Origin of the sequence: Novosphingobium sp., from assembly GCF_024642085.1 — a bacterium.
Lineage (GTDB): Bacteria > Pseudomonadota > Alphaproteobacteria > Sphingomonadales > Sphingomonadaceae > Novosphingobium.
This window is the reverse complement of the sequence record NZ_JAHEBV010000065.1, coordinates 36431-59585: the sequence shown is the minus strand read 5'-3', so window position 1 is coordinate 59585 and position 23155 is coordinate 36431. Positions and strand designations below refer to the sequence as shown.

At 59.8% G+C, this 23155-nt stretch carries 27 protein-coding genes; 7 read left to right on the top strand and 20 right to left on the bottom strand.

What is annotated here, in order from left to right; all coding sequences use genetic code 11:
* Positions 1-95 precede the first annotated feature (95 nt).
* From uvrC to Q0L62_RS14220, 3 genes are all read left to right on the top strand, one after another.
* Positions 96-2036: an excinuclease ABC subunit UvrC gene (gene uvrC, locus Q0L62_RS14230; RefSeq protein WP_296681252.1), complete on the top strand. Its 1941-nt coding sequence runs from the start codon at positions 96-98 to the stop codon at positions 2034-2036.
* Positions 2037-2149: 113 nt separating this feature from the next.
* A complete protein-coding gene (locus Q0L62_RS14225) occupies positions 2150-3421 on the top strand; it encodes a sodium:proton antiporter (RefSeq protein WP_296681249.1) in 1272 nt (423 codons plus the stop codon).
* 57 nt (positions 3422-3478) lie between these two features.
* Entirely contained in the window at positions 3479-3910 is a 432-nt protein-coding gene (locus tag Q0L62_RS14220; RefSeq protein WP_296681247.1) for a hypothetical protein, read from the top strand.
* A gap of 53 nt (positions 3911-3963) precedes the next feature.
* On the opposite strand, the gene Q0L62_RS14215 is transcribed toward Q0L62_RS14220, so the two are convergent.
* From Q0L62_RS14215 to Q0L62_RS14200, 4 genes are all read right to left on the bottom strand, one after another.
* Positions 3964-4854, bottom strand: a complete 891-nt coding sequence (locus Q0L62_RS14215) for an acyl-CoA thioesterase II (RefSeq protein ID WP_296681244.1) — start codon at positions 4852-4854, stop codon at positions 3964-3966.
* A gap of 22 nt (positions 4855-4876) precedes the next feature.
* Complete coding sequence (locus Q0L62_RS14210) at positions 4877-6034, bottom strand: GNAT family N-acetyltransferase (protein WP_296681241.1); 1158 nt, start codon at positions 6032-6034, stop codon at positions 4877-4879.
* Between the two features lie 83 nt (positions 6035-6117).
* The gene (locus Q0L62_RS14205) at positions 6118-6432 is read right to left on the bottom strand and encodes a hypothetical protein (protein WP_296681238.1); all 315 of its coding nucleotides are present in this window, start codon (positions 6430-6432) and stop codon (positions 6118-6120) included.
* Positions 6433-6525: 93 nt separating this feature from the next.
* The gene (locus tag Q0L62_RS14200; RefSeq protein ID WP_296681236.1) at positions 6526-8646 is read right to left on the bottom strand and encodes a sodium-translocating pyrophosphatase; all 2121 of its coding nucleotides are present in this window, start codon (positions 8644-8646) and stop codon (positions 6526-6528) included.
* A 279-nt stretch (positions 8647-8925) separates the two neighbouring features.
* Between Q0L62_RS14200 and Q0L62_RS14195 the strand changes: the two genes are divergently transcribed.
* A complete protein-coding gene (locus tag Q0L62_RS14195; RefSeq protein ID WP_296681233.1) occupies positions 8926-9087 on the top strand; it encodes a hypothetical protein in 162 nt (53 codons plus the stop codon).
* A complete protein-coding gene (locus Q0L62_RS14190) occupies positions 9084-10052 on the top strand; it encodes a fatty acid desaturase (RefSeq protein WP_296681228.1) in 969 nt (322 codons plus the stop codon). Before Q0L62_RS14195 ends, Q0L62_RS14190 begins: the two co-directional genes overlap by 4 nt.
* On the opposite strand, the gene thiL is transcribed toward Q0L62_RS14190, so the two are convergent.
* The 4 genes from thiL to hisG are packed head-to-tail and all read right to left on the bottom strand — an operon-like array spanning position 10049 to position 13297.
* On the bottom strand, positions 10049-10912 hold the full coding sequence (gene thiL, locus Q0L62_RS14185; RefSeq protein WP_296681363.1) for a thiamine-phosphate kinase: 864 nt from the start codon (positions 10910-10912) through the stop codon (positions 10049-10051). The two genes, Q0L62_RS14190 and thiL, sit on opposite strands and share 4 nt — an antisense overlap.
* Positions 10909-11352, bottom strand: a complete 444-nt coding sequence (gene nusB / locus Q0L62_RS14180) for a transcription antitermination factor NusB (protein WP_296681225.1) — start codon at positions 11350-11352, stop codon at positions 10909-10911. The genes thiL and nusB overlap by 4 nt, the downstream gene beginning before the upstream one ends.
* Positions 11349-12641, bottom strand: a complete 1293-nt coding sequence (gene hisD / locus Q0L62_RS14175; RefSeq protein WP_296681223.1) for a histidinol dehydrogenase — start codon at positions 12639-12641, stop codon at positions 11349-11351. Before hisD ends, nusB begins: the two co-directional genes overlap by 4 nt.
* Positions 12641-13297 carry an ATP phosphoribosyltransferase gene (hisG, locus tag Q0L62_RS14170; RefSeq protein ID WP_296681220.1) on the bottom strand — a complete coding sequence of 219 codons (657 nt, stop codon included), beginning with the start codon at positions 13295-13297 and terminating at the stop codon, positions 12641-12643. The genes hisD and hisG overlap by 1 nt, the downstream gene beginning before the upstream one ends.
* Before the next feature lie 125 nt (positions 13298-13422).
* Here hisG and Q0L62_RS14165 point away from each other — a divergent pair, with 125 nt between their 5' ends.
* Entirely contained in the window at positions 13423-14520 is a 1098-nt protein-coding gene (locus Q0L62_RS14165) for a DUF2332 domain-containing protein (protein ID WP_296681218.1), read from the top strand.
* Here the strand turns inward: Q0L62_RS14165 and Q0L62_RS14160 are convergent.
* The 5 genes from Q0L62_RS14160 to Q0L62_RS14140 are packed head-to-tail and all read right to left on the bottom strand — an operon-like array spanning position 14517 to position 18762.
* A complete protein-coding gene (locus Q0L62_RS14160) occupies positions 14517-15878 on the bottom strand; it encodes a low temperature requirement protein A (protein WP_296681215.1) in 1362 nt (453 codons plus the stop codon). The genes Q0L62_RS14165 and Q0L62_RS14160 overlap by 4 nt on opposite strands.
* Positions 15859-16764, bottom strand: a complete 906-nt coding sequence (locus Q0L62_RS14155; RefSeq protein ID WP_296681214.1) for an alpha/beta fold hydrolase — start codon at positions 16762-16764, stop codon at positions 15859-15861. Before Q0L62_RS14155 ends, Q0L62_RS14160 begins: the two co-directional genes overlap by 20 nt.
* A complete protein-coding gene (locus Q0L62_RS14150; protein ID WP_296681211.1) occupies positions 16761-17579 on the bottom strand; it encodes an SDR family NAD(P)-dependent oxidoreductase in 819 nt (272 codons plus the stop codon). Before Q0L62_RS14150 ends, Q0L62_RS14155 begins: the two co-directional genes overlap by 4 nt.
* A 23-nt stretch (positions 17580-17602) precedes the next feature.
* Positions 17603-18487 (bottom strand): pirin family protein, encoded by an 885-nt coding sequence (locus Q0L62_RS14145; protein ID WP_296681209.1) that lies wholly within the window; start codon positions 18485-18487, stop codon positions 17603-17605.
* Positions 18484-18762, bottom strand: coding sequence for a BolA family transcriptional regulator (locus Q0L62_RS14140; protein WP_296681206.1), 279 nt, complete (start codon positions 18760-18762; stop codon positions 18484-18486). Before Q0L62_RS14140 ends, Q0L62_RS14145 begins: the two co-directional genes overlap by 4 nt.
* A 38-nt stretch (positions 18763-18800) precedes the next feature.
* Between Q0L62_RS14140 and Q0L62_RS14135 the strand changes: the two genes are divergently transcribed.
* Complete coding sequence (locus Q0L62_RS14135) at positions 18801-19379, top strand: J domain-containing protein (RefSeq protein WP_296681203.1); 579 nt, start codon at positions 18801-18803, stop codon at positions 19377-19379.
* Here the strand turns inward: Q0L62_RS14135 and Q0L62_RS14130 are convergent, their stop codons facing one another.
* The 7 genes from Q0L62_RS14130 to Q0L62_RS14100 are packed head-to-tail and all read right to left on the bottom strand — an operon-like array spanning position 19380 to position 23132.
* On the bottom strand, positions 19380-19820 hold the full coding sequence (locus tag Q0L62_RS14130) for an SRPBCC domain-containing protein (RefSeq protein ID WP_296681200.1): 441 nt from the start codon (positions 19818-19820) through the stop codon (positions 19380-19382). It lies immediately after the preceding gene.
* Positions 19821-19834: 14 nt separating this feature from the next.
* Positions 19835-20485 (bottom strand): glutathione S-transferase family protein, encoded by a 651-nt coding sequence (locus Q0L62_RS14125; RefSeq protein ID WP_296681197.1) that lies wholly within the window; start codon positions 20483-20485, stop codon positions 19835-19837.
* A 4-nt stretch (positions 20486-20489) separates the two neighbouring features.
* Complete coding sequence (locus Q0L62_RS14120; protein ID WP_296681193.1) at positions 20490-20966, bottom strand: VOC family protein; 477 nt, start codon at positions 20964-20966, stop codon at positions 20490-20492.
* Positions 20963-21589, bottom strand: coding sequence for a glutathione S-transferase family protein (locus Q0L62_RS14115; protein ID WP_296681190.1), 627 nt, complete (start codon positions 21587-21589; stop codon positions 20963-20965). The genes Q0L62_RS14120 and Q0L62_RS14115 overlap by 4 nt, the downstream gene beginning before the upstream one ends.
* Position 21590: 1 nt before the next feature.
* The gene (locus Q0L62_RS14110) at positions 21591-22376 is read right to left on the bottom strand and encodes a VOC family protein (protein ID WP_296681187.1); all 786 of its coding nucleotides are present in this window, start codon (positions 22374-22376) and stop codon (positions 21591-21593) included.
* Between the two features lie 11 nt (positions 22377-22387).
* Entirely contained in the window at positions 22388-22738 is a 351-nt protein-coding gene (locus Q0L62_RS14105) for a DUF1428 domain-containing protein (RefSeq protein WP_296681184.1), read from the bottom strand.
* Positions 22739-22775: 37 nt separating this feature from the next.
* Entirely contained in the window at positions 22776-23132 is a 357-nt protein-coding gene (locus Q0L62_RS14100; RefSeq protein ID WP_296681366.1) for a hypothetical protein, read from the bottom strand.
* Positions 23133-23155: the final 23 nt, after the last annotated feature.

Genomic DNA, 23155 nt, shown 5'->3' with positions numbered 1-23155 from the left:
ATTTTGTGCGGATTTTGTGAAAGCAGCGTAACACAGCGGTGGAAGCGGTCAACATCGCGCTTTTCTGCGCTGGCGACAGTCCCTATCTGGGGCGAATGGCTCGCAGTCCCGCCGGAACCCCGTCCCATCCCAAAGGGGCCGACCGCTTCAACGAAGATAGCGCGACCACCACGGTCAGGGGCGGTCAGCCCGATATCGCCGCCGGCATTGCCGCGATCCGCGAAGTGCTGGCCACGCTCAAGCCCAAGCCCGGCGTTTACCGGATGATCGATGCCAAGGGCGATGTGCTCTATGTCGGCAAGGCGCGCGCGCTGCGAAACCGGGTTGCCAATTACACCCAGGTCGATCGGTTGCCGCTGCGGCTTAAACGGATGGTCAGCCAGACCCGCGGCATGACCATCGTCACCACCAATTCCGAGGCAGAGGCGCTGCTGCTGGAAGCGCAGCTGATCAAGCGGTATCGCCCGCCCTACAACGTGCTGCTGCGCGACGATAAAAGTTTCCCGTTCATCTTGTTGCGCGCCGATCATGATTTTCCCCGGATCAGCAAGCACCGCGGCGCGCGCCGTGCCAAGGGGAATTACTATGGCCCCTTCGCCAGCGCAGGATCGGTCAACACAACCATCAACGCGTTGCAAAAGCTGTTCCTGCTGCGCAGCTGCACCGACAGCTTCTTTGCCCGGCGCGACCGGCCGTGCCTGCTTTATCAGATCAAGCGCTGTTCAGCCCCGTGCGTCGGCCGCATCGACCAGGCTGGCTACCGCGAACTGGTGGGCGAGGCGAAGGATTTCCTTGGCGGCAAATCGGGCGCGGTCCAGGCCAAGCTTAACGCCCAGATGGAAGATGCCGCCACCAGCCTCGATTTCGAGCGGGCCGCAATGCTGCGTGACCGGCTGCGTGCCGCAACCTTCATCCAGGGCAGCCAGGCGATCAACGCCGAAGGGGTCGGCAACGCCGATGTTTTTGCGCTGGCGGAAAAAGGCGGGCATGTCGGTGTGCAGGCGTTCTTCATCCGCGGCGGCCAGAACTGGGGCCACCGTGCCTTCTTCCCCAGCCATACTGAAGGTCTGGCGGCAGAGGAGGTTTTTACAGCATTCCTTGCCCAGTTTTACGAGGATGTGCCCCCACCGCGCACCATCCTGGTTGACCGGCCGCTGCCCGAAGGGGATCTGCTGGCCGAGGCTTTGCGCGAGGCGGCAGGCGGCCGGATCGAACTGTCGGTGCCCCAGCGCGGTGACCGCCGCCGCCTGATGGATCAGGCCCGCCGCAACGCGGTCGAAGCGCTAGAGCGGCGACTGGCCGAAAGCGGAACCAAGGCCCGGCTGGGCCGCGAGCTGGCGGAATTTCTTGAACTGCCCGAAGTGCCGCAACGGATCGAAGTCTACGACAACAGCCACATCCAGGGCAGCAACGCCCTTGGCGCGATGATCGTCGCCGGGCCCGAAGGGTTCATCAAGGGCCAGTACCGCAAGTGGAACATTAAGACTGCCCAGACCAATGACGACTTTGGCATGATGCGCGAGGTGTTTGGCCGCCGATTTGCCCGCGCACAGGACGAAGACCCTGACCGCGATGGCGGAATGTGGCCCGATCTGGTGCTGATCGATGGCGGCAAGGGCCAGATGAGCGCGGCGCGCGACACGTTGGAGGAAATGGGGATCGAGGACGTCCCGCTGATCGCCATCGCCAAGGGCCCCGGCCACGGGCGCGAAGGGCGCGAGGTGTTCCACTTCCCGGACGGGCGCGAGAAGATGTTGCCAGTCAATGCGCCGTTGCTGTTTCACCTTCAGCGCCTGCGCGACGAGGTTCACCGTTTCGCTATCGGTGCCCACCGCGACAAGCGAAGCCGCGCTATAACCGCATCCCCTCTTGATGAAATCCCCGGCATCGGCCCGGCGCGAAAGCGCGCCCTGCTGCTGCACTTCGGCACTGCAAGCAAGGTGCGGGCGGCGGCCTTGGAAGACCTGCAACGCGCGCCCGGCGTCAGCGCTGCTGTGGCACAGGTGGTCTATGATTTTTATCATGCCAGGGGCTAACACGCGGCCTTCTGGCCTGCTGCCAAGGCCCTGACCGCGCAGGCAGCGGTCAAGCGCCAGGCAGTCAGACGCTGTTGTTTGACGCTGACCGGTCAACGTGCCACGGGATTTTGATGACCCATCAGCCCAACTTGTTCGATGCGGCCGCGATCCTGATCGTTGTGACCGCATTCCTCGGTTACGTGAACTTTCGGTTCCTGAAATTGCCGTCGACAGTAGGCCTGACGATCATGGGGGCTGTATCTTCACTGGCTGTGATCCTGTTCGACCGGGTATTTCCCCAGGGCGATCTTGCCGGGAAACTTGGCACCTTTCTGGCTGATATCGATTTTCACACGACCTTGATGAACGGCATGCTGTCCTTCCTGCTGTTCGCCGGCGCGCTACATGTTGACTGGACGGCGATGAAGCGTGGACGCTGGCCGATCATGATATTCAGCACGGTCGGTGTCCTGCTTTCGACCACGCTTGTCGGCACCGGCATCCATTTCATCGCAGGTCTGTTTGGACACCCGATCCCGTTGATCTGGTGCCTTGTATTCGGGGCCTTGATCAGCCCGACCGATCCGATAGCGGTCATGGCTGTCATGCGCCGCGCCGCGGTTCCCGAAACACTCCAGGCCACCATTGCGGGTGAAAGTCTGTTCAACGACGGGATTGGCGTGGTCGTGTTTTCGATCCTGCTTGTTTCGGCATCGGGCGCGGAAGAGTTTACACTGGCAGCGGCCAGCGCCGATTTCCTGCGGGAAGCGGGCGGGGGCGCAATTCTTGGTTTGGTTCTGGGCTGGATCGCCTTTCGCGGCATGCGCTCGATTGACGATTTCATAATCGAGGTGATGATCAGCCTGGCACTGGTTATGGGCGGCTACAGTCTGGCGCAGGTACTGCATGTCAGCGGACCGGTGGCCATGGCGGTTGCCGGCCTGATGATCGGTAATGCCGGCGTTGCCTATGCGATGAGCGAGCAGACGCGCGACTACCTGCTCAAGTTCTGGGACTTGATCGACGAAATCCTGAACGCAGTGCTGTTCGTGCTGATCGGGCTTGAGGTGGTTGTCATCGCCTCTTCAGCCAGTCCGTTGCTGCTGGGCGTGGTGGCGATTGGCGTCGTGATGCTGGCCCGGGCCATTTCGGTCGGCGCGCCGCTGGCGGCAATGAAGCGGTGGATCAAGCTGGGCCCGATGGCCTATCCAACCCTTGTTTGGGGCGGATTGCGCGGCGGGATTTCAGTGGCTTTGGCATTATCACTGCCCGAAAGCCCAATCCGTGCCGATATCCTGGCGATCACCTATATCGTCGTCCTGTTCTCGGTCGTGGTGCAGGGCGGATCGATCCGCTGGCTGATCGAACGGCTTTCGGCGCGCGCTGCACAGGGCACCGCGTAACTGGCTGGGGGCTTCTTTCGCTTTCCTACACCCTGGCGGCTCCGATAAACTCCGCCCATGAACTCTGACCACGCCCCGCCGCGCCCGGCCGATATTGCCGCGCCCGCCTTTACCCCGGTTCCGCTTGCCCGCACCCGCCACGACGGGTGGACGGTTCCGCGCCAAAGCGCATTTTTGCGCGCGCTGTGTGTTACCGGATCCGTATCGTCTGCGGCGCGGATGGTGGGGATGAGCCGCAAGGCGGCCTATGCCTTGCGCGCGCGGGCGGGGGCGGAAAGCTTTGCCGCAGCGTGGAACCGGGCGCTGGGGGAAGGGCGCGAGCGTGCGTTCGACTGGCTGATGGAGCGAGCGCTGAACGGCGTCACCACGATTACTCTCAGAACAGGCGGCGCACTCGACATTGGGCACGGGCCTGACCGGCGGCTTGTAGCATCGCCGATGCGGTCTGCATTGCCGGGCGGGAAGCCCACACAAGGTGACCTAAGGTAACAGGCTGGCAGGTTTCTGTGGGGCGCTTTGTTACCTTATGTAAGCGGCTGGGATCAGTCCCTGGGCTTGCTGCGGCGGATCATGCCTTCTTGCGCCACACTGGCGACCAGGCGGCCTTCGCGGGTAAAGATGCGGCCCCGGTTGAACCCGCGCCCGGCTCCGCTCCACGGACTGTCGGTGGCGTATAACAGCCATTCGTCGGCCCGGAACGGTTCGTGAAACCACACCGCATGGTCCAGGCTGGCGCTGACGACTTCGCCCCGCGCCCAGGACAGGCCGTGCGGCAGCGCGCAGGTGCCAAGCAGGGTCATGTCGCTGGCAAAGGCAAGGATAGCGCGGTGGACGCGCGGATCGTCGGGCAGGGGGGCAACAGCGCGGAACCATGAGTGCGAGCGCGGGGGGGCCTTCACCGGATTCATCCAGTGCCGGTTTTCTACTCCGCGCAGTTCGACCGGCCGCGGCGACAGGAAGTGGTGACGGGCTTCGGGCCGGGCCTGGTCGGCAAAACGCAGCCGGACGGCGGCTTCGGGTTCAAGCTCTTCCGGCGGGGGCACGTCGGGCATCACGGCATCGGCGTGGTGCAGTCCTTGCTCCAGCTTTTGAAAGCTGGCCGTGAGGTTGAGGATGGGCCGGCCTTGCTGGCTGGCGACAACGCGGCGGTTGGAAAACGAACCGCCATCAAAATCGCGGGTGACGGCGTAGTCGGTTTCAAAATCCTCGCTGCCGCCGCGCAGGAAATAGGCATGGAGCGAATGGGCCGGGCGTTCCGGTTCTACCGTGGCTTCGGCGGCTAACAGAGCTTGGGCGATAACTTGACCGCCAAATACGCGGCCAATCCCGCCGCGCTTCTTGCGGCCGATAAAGTGATCATCGCCCTGCGGCTTGACTTCAAGCAGTTTGACCAGGCCGGAAACCAGGCGTTCGGGGGTGATATCGCTGTCCATGACAGCGGCTTTGCGTTGGGTTTCAGGACGCGTCAAGGATGGCCTTGCGGCCCCGCTCCAGCCGGGCGATCTGGCGAAACAAGCCGCGCCGCAATGGCCCGCCGATGGCGATGGACAGGCGGCCGATTGCGCGACGTTCACGCCAGATGTGGTCGATCATGGGGTGATCGGCAGTGGCACAGCTGTCGCACCAGGCGATATCAGGCCGGCCCAGGATCGCCAGGTTCTCGCGCTGCAGCAGAACGCCGGGGGAAAAGCGTGCGAACCGTTCGTCAAACGCGGTCTTGTACGAAAAGGCGCCGGGCGGGGATAGGAACTGGACGAGCATGGCGACCGGCTCATCGTCGAGCCAGAGGGACAGGCGCTGCAGTTGTCCCGCACTGGCGGCCCCCGAAAGGGCTTCCCGGAACAGCGATGCGGTTGCGTGGTGCGATGCCAGGGCAGAGCCGGCGCTGCCCTTCCAGCCCGAATGCTCAAGTGCCAGGAAGGCTTCGATCCATGAATCCAGATGTGCGGCGTCGTTCTCCACAACGCACCGCACGTTGCCCAGTTCGGCCAATCGCGCGGCTTGACGGCGCAGCTCCTTGCGCTTCTTGCCCGACAGGCTGGTTTCGAAATAGACCCCGGGCGATTGATCTGAGGCAAGCATCGCTCGCTCTTCGCGGTGCACGATCTTGTGAAAGCGATGTTGCTTATCAAGCACCTGGGTCAACGCGGTGTACAGCGGCCCCTCAAGCGGCAATTGCGCCAGATGCAGGAACAACGACCGGCCAGCTTCGCGGTCTGCCCATGCCAAGGCAGCGGACCAGAAAGCATGTTCCCCGCCTTTGGCAACCAGCGGCGTGCCCAGGAAAGAATTGGCATGCATCCAGCTTGCCATGTGGGGGATCGGTCGGCCGTAATAGCGGGGTTCGCGTCGGACCGGCAGGACTCCGATCAGTTTTCCTTCATGCTCGACCGCCAGTATTTGAACTGATCCTGCAGGATCAAGCGCGCGTAAAGCAGGGAGAGCATACCAGGCTGCGTGAAACGGATTGGGCTCTGTTGTTTGGCCGGCGAGCGTCGTCCAGCGCGCGCGCTCACTCGGCGTATCGAAGTTATGCCAGCTCTGCACACGCGTGGTTATGCCCGCTAACGGCGGACCGATTGCAGGCAACAGCGGGAAGGCCAGTTCGGCCACGGGATGCGCGCTCCTTCGATCGTATCGACCGGCGCGGTGTAACAGCGATGTGCCAAGGAATGGCTAACGCGTCAGTAAGGCTATCAAAGACTGTCGCAATGCAAGTGACCGGCGTCCAGCATGGCTTTTTGCTGCGTAAGAGTAGCGAGGCTAGCGATCAAGATCACGGCGTAGATCAAGCGCAGCTTGGCATAACGCAAACTGGCCAGGCCAAGCGGAAGCAGGAGCAGAAACACCAGATGGACGTTGCTGTAAGCATCGCCGGCGGCATCATCGCCTACCGCGCAGAACATCGAAAAAAATCCACCCGCGCTGCTGGACAGCGTCCAGATCAGGATTCCCAGCTGCGCCACAAGCAAGCCGGTAGCGACCCGGCCCGGGATGATCGGAAGTTTCATCACGTCAGCCTAGCGCAGCCTGGCAAAAAGCAAAACCCCGCCCGGATTTCACCGGACGGGGATTTGCATCACACAGGCAAGGCGGTGCGCAACTTATCCCGCGCCGTGGCTTGCCAATGCGGCGAGCAGGAGCAGCGCCACAATGTTGGTGATCTTGATCATCGGGTTGACTGCCGGACCCGCAGTGTCTTTGTAGGGATCGCCAACGGTATCGCCGGTTACCGCAGCCTTGTGTGCTTCAGAGCCCTTGCCGCCGTGGTTGCCGTCCTCGATGTACTTCTTGGCATTGTCCCACGCCCCGCCGCCCGAAGTCATCGAGATCGCGACGAACAACCCGCCGACAATCACCCCGAGAAGCAGCGCGCCGAGAGCGGCAAAGCCCTCAGCCTGACCAGCGACCATGGTGATCACGAAGTAGACCACGACCGGAGCCAAGACTGGCAGCAACGAAGGAACGATCATTTCCTTGATCGCTGCCTTTGTCACCAGATCGACGGTCCGGGCATAGTTGGGCTTGGTTTCATAGGTCATGATGCCCGGGTTCTCGCGGAACTGGTCGCGCACGTCCTTCACCACGTCGCCCGCGGCACGGCCAACAGCCGTCATACCCATTGCGCCGAACAGGTAAGGCAGCAAGGCACCCAGCAGCAGCCCCACGATGACATAGGGGTTTTCAAGGCTGAAATTGACCTTCAGATCCGGGAAGAACTCCTTAAGATCGGTGGTATAGGCGGCGAACAGCACCAGCGCTGCCAGGCCGGCCGATCCGATCGCATAGCCCTTGGTTACCGCCTTGGTGGTGTTGCCCACGGCGTCGAGCGCGTCGGTCTTTTCACGAACCGAATCGTCCAGACCGGCCATTTCGGCAATGCCGCCGGCATTGTCGGTGACCGGGCCGTAAGCGTCGAGAGCGACCACCATTCCGGCGAGCGCCAGCATCGAGGTCGCCGCATAGGCAATCCCGATCAGGCCAGCCAGCTTGAAAGCGATGATGATCCCGGTGACAATCACCAGGGTCGGCAGCGCGGTCGATTCAAGACTGATCGCCAGACCCTGGATCACATTGGTACCGTGACCGGTTTCCGAAGCCTTGGCGATCGAACGGACCGGGCGGTAATTGGTGCCGGTGTAATATTCGGTGATCCAGATGATCAAGCCGGTGATGACCAGACCCAGCAGGCCGCAATAAAACAGGATCCGGCCATTGTAGGCCTGGCCTGCGATTGCGGTTTCCATGTCACCGCCAAGGGTGTGGCTGATCGCCCACCAGATCGCCGGGACCGAGAGGACGGCGGTGACCAGGAAGCCCTTGTACATCGCGCCCATGATGTTCTTGCCGCCACCCAGACGGACGAAGTAGGTTCCGATGATCGAGGTGATGATGCAGACGCCGCCGATCAGCAGCGGCATGGCCATCAGATCAGCGAGGTTGGCCGCACCCTTGAGCAGCAGCGCTGTCAGCACCATTGTGGCACCGACGGTGACGACATAGGTTTCGAACAGGTCGGCGGCCATGCCGGCGCAATCGCCTACATTGTCGCCCACGTTATCGGCGATCACGGCCGGGTTGCGTGGATCGTCTTCAGGGATTCCGGCTTCGACCTTGCCGACCAGATCGGCGCCAACGTCGGCCGCCTTGGTGAAGATTCCGCCGCCAAGCCGGGCGAAAATCGAAACCAGCGAAGCGCCAAGCGCAAGCGCGGTAAGGCCGGTGACGACTTGGCGGCTATCGGCGGCAAGCCCTAGTCCCGCAATCTTCCCGTCGCCGCCTGCTGTCAGGTAATAGAAAAACACCGAAATTGCGAGCAGAGCCAGGCCAGCCACCAACATCCCGGTGATCGCGCCGGCGCGAAACGCCAGGGTCAGGCCTTCCTGCAAACCGGTCTGCGCGGCAGCGGCAGTGCGCACGTTGGAGCGCACCGAAACATTCATGCCGATGAACCCGGCCGCGCCCGAAAGCAACGCGCCGAGCACGAAGCCCGTCGCCGAAATGCCGCCCAGCGTCATTAGTATGATCACGGCTACTACCACGCCGACAATGGCGATGGCGGAATATTGCCGCTTCAGATAGGCTTGTGCGCCTTCTTGAATAGCGGCGGCGATTTCCTGCATTTTATCATTCCCGGCTGGTGCGCCGAGAACCTGACGACTGGTGACGAAGCCATAAACGATGGCCAGCAGTCCCAGGATTATAGCGATCGTGACAAGATCCACGGACACGCTCCCCCTTTGTTGTTCATAACGAAAGCCCCGCCGATCGCGGGGCTGCGGGCGGCACGCTAGTGCGTTTTTACGCCATTGCAACGCCCGTGCTGCGCTTTTTCCCGCGCATTCGTTACTTTGCTGAAAAGCCATGGTTTCGTTTCGAAACAGACGATCTCTGATTTGCCCTGCACCATGCTTGCCGCGCATCACGGTTTATGAGAGATTACTATACTTGATTTGCTAGGGCTTAATGAAATGCAGGCAGCAGTACGTGGGCTTTTTAGCTGGATGCCCCTTCTGTTCGGGATTGGGTTTATCGCGCCGCTGATTGCGCAGATCATGCAACGCCTGGATATTCCGGCGCCCGCTGGGATCAGTCCGATCCTGTTCGGCCTGCTAATCGGCGCTCCGTGGGGACTGCTGACCGTAGTGCGGGGGCGCTGGCTATGAGTGAGGCCGATCCGGTCCTCCTGAACCCTGAGGTTGCAAGGCCTTACCTAGATCGGGGGGGCGATCTTCCAGCGCTGCCGCTTGGACCTGAGGGGCTCGACCGGCACACAAGGCGTGACCTGCTCAAGGAAGAAATGGCTATTGCCAAGGAGTTCCATGGCGGAGCGATGTGGCCCTACGCCGTCGCCGCGTTCAGCTGCTTCGCCGTCTGGTTAGCATTCTTCCCGCTAGCGATCATGGGCGAGCTCAATCTGACTGTGGGTTTTGTGCTGTCCTGCATTTTTGCTACCGGCGGATACGTGACGAGCCATGAGGCGATGCATTCGAATATCGGCCGTCCGGGGGAAAAGAATCGTTGGCTGAACGAAGCGGTCGGCGCCGTATCTACCATTCCGATCGTTTTTCCGTTCTCGATGGCGCGGATGATGCACCTGGAACATCACTATCATTGCAACGATCCGGTCAAGGATCCCGACTACACCGACGAGGCGCCGAATGCGCTGTGGGCGTGGTACAAAACCTGGTACAATCGTCAGCCCGGTGTCGATGGGTCGATCCATCACTACAAACGCATTCTTGCTGGCATGGGGACGCCTGAAGCGGCCCGCGCGCTCAAGGAAACAATGCTTCTGCAGTTGGTCTTTATGGCGGTGCTGTTCACCATGGCATGGAGTGGTTACGCAATTGAGGCAGGGCTGCTCTGGTGGCTGCCACGCCACATCGGGCTCAGCTATATTCGGTTCTATTTGTCGTGGGCGCCGCACCACCCGCGTGAAGGCAAGACTGGACGTTACGAGCAGGCCAATATTTTTAAGAGTCGGCTTGGCCATGTGCTGTCGATGGGCATGGAAACCCACATGATCCACCACCTCTATCCGGGTATTCCCAATCATAGAACGCGTAAGGCCTACCTTGCGCTGAAGCCGGTGCTGCAACAGCGCGGCGTTGATTGCTCGGCCCTCTAATGCTCGTAGCCGAGCGATCCAGTCGGAACATCTCCGTCAAGTAACAACGCAGACCCGCCAAATGGATTAACATTGCCGATGCATCGCGCAGCAATGGGACATTCGCTATCAGCGGGCAAAGTGAACAATAATTGATAGTCATCGCCCCAACGTATAGCTTCGTCGCGACGGCTCTCAGGGCAGGCGATGGGCACGGCGTCGCGATCAATCGCAAAGTTTACGCCGCTGGCCGATGCCATCCGGCTTGCGTCAAGCAGGAGTCCGTCCGACACGTCCATCATGGCGGTGACATATGGCGCAAGGGCGATCCCTTGCCCAAGCAAGGCTTCAGGTCGCCGATAAGAAAGACTATCCCCCGATCCTGCTCGTATGGCTTCAAGACCGAGCATCGACGCGCCAACTGGACCAGTAATCCATAATGAGTCTCCCACCTGCGACCCGCTCCGGGACGGAACGGGACGAAATGTGGCCCGGCCTATCGCCGTTAATCCCAGAACCTGTGGTCCGGATGGAGCGACTGTATCGCCGCCCAGAAGCGGGACATCGTAGTGTCCCAGCACCTCATTCAAGCCAGCCACAAACCGCGCATCATTGTGGGCGAGCTGGTAACTAAGCAGCACACCGACGGGCTGGGCCCCCTTTGCAGCCAGGTCGGACAGATTTGTGGCTACTAGTTTCCAAGCGACGTCGGCGGGATCCTGACCAGGCAGAAAATGGATACCCTCGACCAGAGTATCGTGCGTGAGAACCAGTGTTTCATCGCCAACTTCCAGCACCGCGCAATCGTCTGCTAGCCCGCGCGCAGCGGGATGCGTGGCCAGCACCCGCAAAGCTTCGATGAAGGCGCGCTCGGCGCTCAGCGCACCGCCTTGGATACAGCGTCGAGCACGCCATTAACGAACTTAGCCTCTCGCACTTCGAAAAAGGCATGGGCGACATCTACATACTCACTAATTGCAGTCGCGGTCGGAATATCGGGACGGGCCATCAGTTCCCATGTACCAGCGCGAAGTATCTGGTGCATTGTCCGGTCCAGTCGCTCAAGCTTCCATCCTTCTGCCAAACGCTCCTCAAGAAGTGCGTCGATCTCTTCATAACGGGCGAAAACGCCCTGAACGATCGCGTCGAAGAACGCGACTTCGGCATCTGCGTACTGATCACCTTCGATCTCTGCGCCCAAGCGATGACGGTGAAACTCGTCCAGCAGCGAGGCCATCGGGGTCGATTCCATCGCCAGCTGATAAAGTGCCTGAACGGCGGCGAGACGCGCCGCGGCGCGCTTTTGCGATGATGGCTTCATATGCCAAGCCTTACTTCGATCGAGCGGGCGTGCGCAGCCAGACCTTCAGCATCGGCCAACTCGATCGCGGCGGGGCCAATGGCTTTGAGAGCCGCGACATCAAGCTCAATGAAACTGGTGCGCTTCATAAAATCAAGCACAGACAATCCGGAGGAAAATCGCGCACGGCGCCCGGTCGGGAGGACGTGGTTAGGCCCTGCGACATAATCACCAACGGCTTCGGGAGACATGCGGCCAAGGAAGACAGATCCAGCATGGCGGATCTTGCGGAACAGCGCTTCGGCATCATCGGTCGCGATCTGGACGTGTTCGGCGGCGAGGGCGTTTGCCAGGGCCGGGGCTTCGTCCAGAGTGGCCACCTCGATGATCGTGCCGTGCGTGTTCCAGCTTTCTGCCGCGACACGCGCGGTCGGCAACATTGCCAATTCGACGCCGATACGGTCCGCTACCATATCGGCGAACAAAGGATCATCAGTAATCAGGATCGACTGCGCAGAAGGATCATGTTCGGCTTGGCTGAGCAAGTCGGCAGCGGTCCATTCCGGATCATTCCGGCCATCGGCAATGAGCAAGATTTCACTAGGCCCGGCGACCATGTCGATCCCGACAACACCGTAAAGCTGTCGCTTGGCCTCAGCCACCCAGGCATTTCCCGGACCAACGATTACATCGACAGCGTTGATCCGCTGGGTCCCATAGGCCAGCGCCGCCACGGCCTGTGCGCCGCCGATACGCCAAACCTCGTCTACTCCGGCCAAGTGAGCGGCGGCCAAAACCAGCGAATTGACCTGGCCCTTGGACGCAGGAGTGACGACTACCAACCGCTCGACTCCGGCGACTTTGGCCGGGATGGCATTCATCAGGAGCGACGAGGGGTAGGCCGCACGCCCCCCTGGAACGTATAAGCCCGCTGCATCAACCGGCAGCCAGCGCGCACCCATGCGCACACCTTGTTTGTCGGTCTCGTCGCGATCGGCCGGGCGTTGGCTCTCGTGATATGCACGGATCCGTTCCGCGGCCAGTTCAAGAGCGGCGCGAAGGTCCGGCTTCAAATCCTCAAACGCTTCGCGGCAAGCCTGGGGCGTTATGGTCCAATCGGCATCGCTCAACAGGGTGTGACCATCGAAACGCGCGGTAAGATCAGCGACAGCCGCATCCCCTCTGTTGCGGACATCGGCCAGAATCACTTCTACATCGCGTGCCACATCGTCGCTGCTTTCGCGGCGATCCGTAACCAGGCGGCGGAACGCTAGTTCAAATCCGGGATCGCGAGTGTTGAGTCGATGCATCAGGCGGCCCTTGCTTCGCCAACAAGGGATCGGAACGCAGCGACCAGTTGGCCAACACGTTCGTCGGTTTTCAGCGCGGCGCGATTGACAATAAGGCGGGCGGATACGTCGAGGATACGACTGGTTTCCACCAAGCCGTTGTCTTTGAGCGTCCGCCCGGTCGAAACCAAATCGACGATCCGACTAGCAAGGCCCAGGCCAGGAGCCAGTTCCATCGCGCCGTTCAACTTCACCACTTCAGCCTGCACACCCATACCTTCAAAGTGACGGCGGGTGAGGTTTGGATACTTGCTGGCAACCCGAAGATGGCTGGCCCGTGGATTTGCTGCACTGTTTGCCACCGGTTCAGCCACTGAAAGACGGCAATGGCCGATATCGAGATCGACCGGGGCGTAGAGATCGGAATAAGCAAACTCTTCAACTACGTCTGAACCGACGATGCCCAGCTGGGCGGCGCCGTGGGCCACAAAGGTGGCGACGTCGAACGCGCGGACGCGGATAATCCGGGTATCTGATCCCTCGCAGGCAAATGATAGTGCGCGGTTACTCTTGTCGCTAAAACCGGCTTCGGGGATGATTCCGGCGCTTGCCATCAGAGGCAAGGCTTCATCAAGGATGCGGCCCTTGGGCACGGCAAAGATCAGCGCGCTGGACATAGCGCGCAGCCCTTACGGCCACGGCAGCGAAAGGGCAAGGCAAGTACCGGATTTTCCTTGTGCAGTGCAGCACCAAGGTGCAGCTTTCAGGGTACCTATGCTCGCGCGCTAGGCAGGAGACCGTGATGGTTACGGACTACAAATTCATCGACATCAACGCAACGGGTGACGGTGTTGTCACTGCGGCATTCGACAATCAGGTGACCTATTGCACCGCGGCCAATGCGCCCGTCACAGCCCGGATCGTCGCAGCCTTGCGTGATCTGATAGCGCGTGGTGAGCCGGGTAAACTTTTTGATATCGTCCGAAGCTGGCCGGGTGCACCGCTTGCCGACGCTTTGCCGCTACGACTTGCGGGCGGTATCCATTCCCTTCATTTGAAGGGCAGGGATGACAATCTGTCCCAAATCTATACCAACCGGGCCGGGCTGGACGATCCGGCAATTGTTGCGGCCGCCGTTAGAGCTTTTGAGACAGAGCTTATGCCATGGCTGGACGGCCCGCCCCAGACAAACGAAGCGGGACGCTCATCCAATTTTATTGCAGCTATGCTGTGGCTGGCGGAAAAAGGCTTACCTCCGCTATTCGAATGCCTGGAAATCGGATCAAGCGCCGGGATCAACCTGATGCTCGATCGGTATCATTATGACTTGGGCGGTGTTCAAGTCGGACCGGAACCCGGTGCAATCCGCTTCGCACCTGAATGGGAAGGAGGCGCGCCGCCCAGTCAGCCGATATCCATCGTATCCGCCAAAGGTTGCGACGTGGCCCCAGTCGATTTGACCGATCCTGGCGAAGCGCTGCGGCTGAAGGCATACATCTGGCCAGAACATACCGTGCGCTTTGAACGAATGGAGGCGGCAATCAGAGAGGCAGGTCGAATGCGGCCCGACCTTGTGGCGATGAACGCCGCCGACTTTGTTGAAGCCGAACTCGCCAAACCTCAAGCTGGCGGAACAACGCGGATGCTGATGCACTCAATCGTTTGGCAGTACGTCCCTGCCGACCAGCAAGCGCGAGTTACGTATGCGATTGAGCAGGCAGGCAAAACGGCGACACACGACCGCCCGCTTGCCTGGGTCGCGCTGGAGGCAAACCGGGTCATGCATGTTCACGAAATGGTAGTTCGCTACTGGCCGGGCGGGGAAGAACCAGTAATTGTGACCCGTGCCCATCCGCACGGCGCGTGGATCGGCTGGGGTGGCAGTAACAGAACAGTTTAGGCCTCGCGACTTGCTGCGTTCGTTGCTTCTTTGGCCAAACGCTGAGAACGGCGTTTTTCGATCCGTGCGCGCAAAATCTTGCCCAGCCACATGTTGCGATTTTCCATCCGCTCCAGCCAGCCGCCATGGAAACTTACCCATTCCCAAACAGAAATTGCCCCGAACAGCAGTGTTGTCGCGCCCATCAACGCCAAGTGCGACGGATGTTGCAACAAGCCCCACGCGCCGATCGCTGCCAGAACGATAAGGCCATAGGCGTGAGATGCCGGATACCATGGGTTCCCGCTCGAAATGCGCTTGAATGCGGCCAGCCCGCCAACAAACAGCGCAGCGCCGCCAATTACGACAGCGACGAAGTCGGCATGCGATTGATCAAGCGGGTGAGCGAGCATCAGTTCATCGCCAACTGCAAGGACAACGATTCCCGCCACGATCGGAATGTGCCAATAGGTAAAGGCTTCGCGGGCAATGAGACCCGGCATGGCGTGATGTTCTATGTGCCGTGCGCCACGCCGGGCGCCGATGTCGAAATAAAGCCACCACATAGCGAACGAACCGACAAACGCATTGATCAAGGCCAGGTTCAATCCGGCTTGTGCTGGCGCTTGGGCGTAAGTGGCGCCGGAGATAATCAAACCCTCGCCAAGGGCGATAATAATAAACAATCCGCAACGTTCTGACATGTGATTGCCGGAAATTATCCAGTCCTTGTGACTGGACCGCCCCAGTCCCGGTGTGCGAAACATCAGAAACGGACCGGCGTATTCAATGGCAAGGGCAGCCACCCAAGCGGTTATCTGTGTTTGGATAGTTCCTGTCAGTGCACCGAACATCCAGAACGGCAATGATGCCACAAACCATGCAGTGATGCGAAGCTGGTTGAGTCCGGCACCGTACGCATCACGCTCCATCGTCCACCAGACGTAAAGACTGCGACCGATTTGAACCGCAACGTAGGATGCTGCGAAAGGAATGGCTGCGCTGCCAAAGGATTGCGGGATCGCGGCGGACATGATCATTGATGCCAGCATGACCGAGCCGAGCATCAGCCGGTTCATCGCTCGATCCGGGTTAATCCAATTGGTCGCCCAAGTCGTGTACATCCACGCCCACCAGACCGCTGCGAACAGGATTGCGGTTTGCAAGGCGCCCGACGGGGTGAGGCGGCCGAGCAAAAAATGGGACAGCTGCGTGATGGCGAAAACGAAGACGAGATCAAAGAACAATTCGAGATTGCTGACTTCCGCATATCCCCCGTTGTGATTGCGGAGCAGCGAACGCCGGGCATTTTCATTGGCAGCCGCAACGGCCGCGCCAATCCCCCCTTTCGGAGCTGGTTTAGGCGTCGGTTCGGTCAAGGAACACGTCCATGGCAGCGTTGACAACGGCTGGAGCTTCCCACGGGACAAAGTGACCACATTCGGGTACGCGCACCAAGGTCATGTCGGTCACCATCGCATCGAGGCCATCAAGGTTTTCCGGCGGCAGGGCGATGTCTTCCAGCGCCCATATCACAAGTGTCGGGATTGTAAGCGGGGGAAGTGGAGGCAGTGCGCGATTTGCGGGCATCTCATAAGGCTCGTCCAGTGTCGGCACATAGGCCGGGCTGGCGCGGTACCAATTCAGCATCCCGAATGCGGCGTCCCGGTCCTCCCAATCCTTCAGCAGTTGGGCGCGCTCTGCTGGCTCCATTTTATCATCGGTTCCGAACCGGCCTTCGAAGGCCTTTAGCAGCATGCCGGCCAAGCCGTGGTTGCGGACAAGGTCATCATTCTCGGTGTCGCGAAAGGCTCGGAAATACTGGCTAGCCTCGCGCTGTTGGCGGTTTTCCCAGACCAAGCGGGTAAAGCCGACAGGGTGAGGCGCATTTGCGATGACAGCGCGGGCGATCCGGCTGCCTTGTCCGGCCAGCGCCACGCCCCACGCGATCGCGCCGCCCCAATCGTGGCCAACGATAGTGAACCGGTCAACGCCCAGTGCGTCGGCAAGCAGGAACACGTCGCCAATTAGCTTATCCGGCGTGTAGCTTTCAACATCCTGCGGTTTGGACGATCCGCGATAGCCCCGCTGGTCGGGAGCGATACAGCGATAGCGGTCCGAGAGGTGGGCAATTTGGTGGCGCCAAGTTCGGTGGCTTTCGGGAAAGCCGTGCAGGAAAATGATCGCCGCAGAGTCGCGCGGGCCCTCATCGACCACGTCGAGTTCGATTCCGTTGGCCAGTTTGACGCGCTGCTGCTCCATCATTCAGCACCCTGGTTCATCCGTTGAACATAACCGGCTTGCATGAATGCGCCGATCTGGTCGATCAGATCATCGGGCATGCGGCGGGCTTCGCCCATGGCGAGTTCAGCCCCTTCGGCAATGATTATTTCGCGCGCGCCTGCGGCCATGCCTTCGATGATGCGGGCAATGGCGACCTCGGGCTTGATACCGTTGTCGATCACCTTGTCCGAAACGCCGCGCTTCGATCCGTCCGAAGTCAACGCGTTGCGTGAAACATCGGTGCGCACCGATCCCGGATAAATGTTGTGTACGTTCAGGCCAAGGTGGCCGACCTCAGCGCGCAATGCATCCCCGTATCCGGCGAGCCCGAACTTGGCGGCGCAATACCCGGTGCGCATCGGCACCCCGACCTTCCCGGCAATCGAGCTGATCATCGCAATGCGCCCGTTGCCGCGCGCAAGCATCCCGGGAAGAACGGCCTGAGTCAGGGCGATCGGCGCAAGCAAGTCAACCGCGATTATCCGTTCATAGACTGAAAAGTCCGTATCTGCGGCCAGACTGCGCTGTGAAATCCCCGCGTTGTTGACCAACAGGTCGATTCCGCCCGACCATGCTTCAGCCCGCTCAACCAAAGGCGGTATTGCTGCAAAGTCGGTCGTTTCGAACGGCAGGATCAGACAATCCGTAGTGCACACGGCCGCAACTTCCTCAAGCGAAGCGACATTGCGCCCTGACAGGATTAGGCGGGCTCCTTGCTTGGCAAGCCCCTTTGCCAGCGCTTCACCAATACCCGATGAGGCACCGGTGATCCATGCGGCCTGTCCTGAAAATGTCATGCCTAGTCCTCTCTCGCATTCTTTTATCGATCGCTGCTGGTCAACGGCCGCTGTGGCAGGGGAATGAAATCATCAATGTCGCCGGGCACAAGAGGAAAACGTCCTTCGGTCCAGTCGCGCTTGGCCTGATTGATCCGCTCGCGCGCAGAATGCACGAAGTTCCACCAGACATGGCGCGGGGTGGCAAATGCTTCCCCTCCCAGCAGAATCACTCGCCCGCCTGTTGAGGTTTTAAGTTTGGCAACCATGCCCGGCGCCAGCACGGAAAGCGCAAAAAGTTCAAGATAGACCCCGTCGATGCTAGCCTCGCCGCCGACCAGCATGACGGCCCGTTCGTCCGCTTCGTCATCGATCGGAATTGATCCCCCGGGTGCGAGAATAATCTCAGCGTAAATTGTGGCGGCGTGCTGCGTGGTAGGAGAGGTGCGGCCCCACAGGCTGCCCATCATAATGCGCGCCGAAGCACTGCCATCGTCTACCAGAGGCAAATCAGCATGACTTTCAAACGCCGGAGCGATGTCTTCCTGTCCATCTGGCAAGGCAAGCCAAGTTTGCATGCCATAGATCGGCTTGGCATTTTCTCGCTCTGCCGTCAGCCCGCGTTCGGAATGGACGATTCCTTGCCCCGCGGTCATAAGGTTGACCTGGCCCGGACGAATCGTGGCAAAATTGCCCAGGCTGTCGCGATGATCGATAGCGCCTTCGAAAAGCCAGGTAACGGTGGCCAAGCCGATGTGCGGATGAGGGCGCACATCCATCGCCTGACCTGCTGGGATAATCGCTGGTCCGAATTCGTCTACGAAAATGAATGGTCCGACCATGACCCTTTGCGGATTGGGCAACACCCGGCGCACCTGGAACGCGCCCAAGTCATGGGTGACTGGCAAGATGGTAGCTACGATTGTCATGCCGGATCTTCCGGCGCGCGGGCCTTGATTGCAAGGGCGTGGACCCGTCCGCCTGGAATATCGCCCAATGCGGCATTGACCATTCGTTGCCGCTGGAGACGCGTGACGCCACTGAAAACGCTGCTTTCGATCTCGACTGCAAAGTGACTTTCGCCCGACCCGTCATCGCCTGAATGGCCAAGGTGGTTGGCGCTTTCATTGCTTACGATTAGACGAATGGGTGCGAAAGCCTTGGTAAGAAGGCGTTCCATTTCAGCGGCAAGAAAATCTGTCATCTCTTCCCTTCTAGTCGTTCCATCGCCATGTGGAAGCGGTGAAGCACGATAGATTTCATGGCCGGGTCAATAACAGCCGCCGGCCTTGCGACTGGCCTGGCTGCGGCGAACCGGGCGAATTTCGCGCGCCTGGAGAACGCGCGCCTGGTTTTGATGGACCAGGCAATTACCGCTGGTTTTGTCTCGATCATATACGCGAGTTCAATGCTGGTTACGATTGGTTTGACGGGATGACATCCGAAGAAATCCAGGCTGCTCAGTCGCCTATTCATGGCTGGGACCGCCAGACCCGGGCATTCAGTCCTACCGCAGGGATCGATGAAGTGCCGCGCTGGGCGGATTTTGCCGATCCACTGGAAGCAATTGCCGCACGTGCCCGAATGCGCCGTCCCACCCAGAGGCCCGATGGCCGCGCCGTGACTCCTGATGAGCGGCGAGCGCTTGACGCGCTTGGCTTGCCGCTCGATGCCGACCGACGGGCGCTGCGCCTACGCTATTCCGAACTGGTTCACCGGCTGCATCCCGATCGAAACGGCGGGGATCGCAGTCACGAGCAGCGACTGCAGGATGTGATAGCAGCCTACCAGTTGTTGAGAAAAGCGTCCGCCTTTGCTTGATCAGGCGGATTCGCATAGGGCTTTGAACTGATCAGCCATAACGCCCCAGCCTTCGTCAAATCCCATTTCCTTGTGATGGGCCATTGATTCAGGCGTCCAATGCCGGGCCCGGCCGGTATAGCGTGTCCCACTGCGCTCTGGGATGATCTCCCAGATCCCGAGCATGAAAGGGCCGGCTGGTTCCAGATCGCCTTCGATGGCATCGGTGACTGCAATGCGGCGCCCTTCATCCCAAGCAAGGATGAAGCCAGGATGTTCTTCTCTTTCCCCATTTGGGCCGTACATGGTGGTGTGGGTCCGGCCTCCAGCGATACGCGGCCCCCAGTTAACTTCGGCGCGCCACGGCTTAGGGCACCACCATTCGTCTGTCTGGTTGGTGAGGATATCCCAGACTTTGGCTGGGTCTGCATCAATCAGGAGACTGACGGACAATTCGTACATCTTGGAATCGCCTTTCAATCGCGATCAGGCGCGCCTAGCGGAAAAAGGTGACGGTAGGGTCGCGCCTCCTCGACGCAGCGAGCCACAGGCGGCAGCGCAAGCAAATGCTCACGCCACGCTTTCACGCGGGGGCAATCGCAGGGAACAGGAATAACCCAATCGGCGTAAAACAGGCTGGGCGCGGCGGCGCATTCAATTAATGTTACTTTATCGCGCTGGATATAACCGGCCAGCCATTTTTCAATCCAGCGATAGGACCGGTGGAGCTGATCGCGCACTTCTGAGCGTGCTTCACTAGGATCAATTTCCGGCTCACTAATCTGGCGGGAAACCGCTTGTTGCATAACGTTCATTACATGCAGATCGAACACCCGGTCCCACATGCGCACGCGGATTGCGGTGGCCTCATCTTTGGGCAGCAGAGGCGAGGGGCCAGGGTGATGCCGATGAAGATGCTCGACGATCGACGTTGCTTCAAAGACAGTTATGTCACCATCGCGCAGAACCGGAAATTGTCCGCTTGGCCCTGCTGAAGCAACGAAGGCGTCGGTTTGAATATTTCCCGTCCTCAATTCGCGGAACACAAACGGTGTTGCATTAGCATAAAGCGCGATCAACGCTTTCCACGTGTAAGACGAAAAGGGATGGCCAAAAAGCGTCAACATCCCGTCATCCTAAGAATGCAGCTTCGATGGCGGCATGATCGATTTTTTGCATTTTCATCATCTCTGCGAAAACGCGCGCACGTACAGCGGGGTCATCGTGAGTCATCCCGTCAGTCAGAACACGCGGGGTGATTTGCCATGACAGACCCCACTTGTCCTTGCACCAGCCGCAATCGCTTGCCTTGCCTTCATTGCCCACAATCGCATTCCAGTAGCGATCGGTTTCCTCTTGGCTGTCAGTCGCAATTTGAAAACTGAAGGCCTCAGTATGTGGGAAGATTGGTCCACCATTTAGTCCCATGCACGCGAGGCCAAGAACTGTGAAATCGACCGTCAGGACATCGCCCTGCTTCCCGCCGGGAAAATCGCCTGGCGCGCGATGGACCGCTCCCACAGCGCTATCTGGGAAGGTGGCGGCATAAAACTTTGCCGCATCTTCTGCACATCCATCGTACCATAGGCACAAGGTTGCAGAGGTCAATTTCGCGACTCCTCGATCAAAGCGTTGTCTATGGCCTTAGCAGCCTTGTACGCAGCGCGTGCCTGTAACCGTTCGGCATAGGCAACAAAGGCTTCGTTGGGAGGGATCGATCCGAAGGTCAGGCCCCAATCGACCTGGCTGCCAACATAAACGTCAGCCATAGTGAAACGGCTTCCGCAGACATAATTGTTCCCTTCGAAATGACCCTCTAGCGCGGCGATCGTTCGCTCATAGCTGCCCCAGCCGGCCATGCCTTCGCGCTCTTTCGGCAAATCCCAACCCATTGATCGGACAATGACCGCCTGTTCGACGGGCCCCGCAGCAAAGAACAGCCAGCGGTAATAGGCCGCGCTTTCATCGGCGGAGGGGCCCAGGCTGGCTTCGGGATGCGCCTCGCCCAGGTAGGTGCAAATCGCGGCACATTCGGTAATAACCTTGTCACCGGTTGCGCTGTGATGAACCAAGGCCGGTACTTTGCCCATTGGATTGACAGCAAGAAACGCGCCCGTCTTTTGCGAAAAATCGACAAGCTGCTGATCATAGTCGACGCCGACTTCATGCAGCGCCCACCGGGCGATCTGTCCGCGGCTCATCGGGTTGGTAAAAAACGTATATTCCGTCACCTCATTCCCCTCCCACAAACGAGACCATTGCGCCCTGCGGATCGATTGCCTGAACGATCCAGTCGTCGCCCGGAACCTGCATTGGGCCATTGATGATAATGCCGCCGCCTGCCTCGATAGCTGTCCTGGTTGCAGCTATACTTTGCACCCAGAAATAATGGTGCCACATCGCAGCGGGCACCTGTTCCGGTTTTTGCATGATCGCGCCGATCGTAACGCCGTCATGCGAAACGAACTGGTAAGAGCCCATCGGGCCCATGTCCATTGCATCGGGCAGGTCCCAATTGAACTGACTGATATAGAACTCGGTCGCGTTTGCCGCATTCCCGGCCATCAACTCGTTCCAACCGCACCGCCCGGGGTTGCGACCGGCGGAAAAAGCATTGCTGACGCCGCCGTCCGGAGGCGCGGTAGGAGTCATAATATAGAACGGGGCCCCGCAACAATCAGCGACCATGGCGATCCGTCCGGCCATCGGGACATCCCGGGGCGACAGGATCACCGACCCGCCAGCCGAAATAATTGATGATACCGACGAATCGACATCGTCAACACCCAGATAGCCAAGCCAGCATGGCCGTGCCCCCTCTGCAACCATATCGTCCGAAAGTTGCAGATAGCCGCCTGTCATTCCGCCATCGGAATTGCTCAGAAATCCGTAACCGTTGGTATGCGGCGCCGGGGCCACAAACGACCAGCCGACGACAGCTTCGTAAAATCGCTTTGCACCTGCTGAATCCGGGGTCATTAATTCATACCAAATCCAGCTTCCTTGCAAGTTGGTCATGGGATTGCTCCTCAAGCTTTGAGATCAAGGAACGGAGAGAACCCGCCGAAGATCATACGTTTGCCATCGAACGGCATCGGTCCTTGCATGCGCTCGTCATTATGCATTTGGGCAAATCCGGCGTCACGGGTCGCTTTGTCCGGCCATTCGATTAACCCGACCGCTACAGCTTCGCCTTCGCCGGCAGCGACCGCGCGGAAATAGTCGGTCGTTGTCCCATGGGGGACATCGTCACTCCACGTCTCGACTATCCGCATTGCGCCATATTCCATGAAAATGGTGTCCATGCGCTGCGCGAAGTCGATAATTTCGTCTTTCTTTGAAATCGTCGCAGGGTAGACCATGATATCGAAATAGCTCATTGTGCGATCTCCTCTTCGGCTGGTGGCAAGATTGAAACTATTCATCAGAACATGGCTTGCCCTGGGCATTTACCGCCAACAGCATTTCAAAATAGCGGCGCAGGTGTGCCAAAGCTTCGCTGGCCATTCCTGCTGCTGAACAAGGTTCCTGCGACTTCGCTAGGATAAATGCGCCCTGAATCACCGTCTGGATGTGACGCGAAAGGCTTGGCGCTTGATCAACAGACATTCCGGCTTCCGCCAACGCTGCAGCCAAATCGCCTTCTACCGCCCGTGCGTTGGCCATGATGCTTGCCTCACAAGCCTTCCGGATCGGCGCGCTTGTTCGAAAGCCTTCTTGCAGCATCGTCCCTGCCACGCAGCTGAATGCTTCGGGAGGGCCGCTCAGCAGCAAGATCCGCAAGTCGATGTAACCAA